Below are 286 nucleotides of genomic sequence, written 5' to 3'. Positions count from 1 at the left end.
CGCCCTTCGTCCTCCCAGCGCTTGAGCACGGCCGACAGCAGGTACAGCTCGGCCAGGATGTCGCCCAGCCGCGCCGAGATCATCTCGCGGCGCTTGAGGCCGCCGCCCAGCCGCGCCAGCGTGGCGTCGGCCAGCAGCGCGAAGCCGGCCGCATAGCGGCCCAGCCGGCGGTAATGGCCGGCGGTGGGGCCGGACACCGGCGACGGCGCCAGCACGCCGCCGGTCCAGGCGCGGCCGATGGCGCGCAGCGTGTTCATGCCGGTATGGCGCAGGTGGCGCCAGAACA

Annotated in this window: 1 protein-coding gene; it reads right to left on the bottom strand. The window is 75.2% G+C overall.

Annotation, left to right across the window (positions count from 1 at the left end; translation table 11 throughout):
* A partial coding sequence (locus tag J0A67_RS22870) for an acyl-CoA dehydrogenase domain-containing protein (RefSeq protein WP_206571700.1) occupies positions 1–286 on the bottom strand: 286 nt, incomplete at both ends.

Source organism: Algoriphagus aestuariicola (assembly GCF_017254835.1).
GTDB lineage: Bacteria > Bacteroidota > Bacteroidia > Cytophagales > Cyclobacteriaceae > Algoriphagus > Algoriphagus aestuariicola.
Note: the sequence above shows the minus strand (reverse complement) of the source record. Positions and strands in the feature narration are given on the sequence as shown.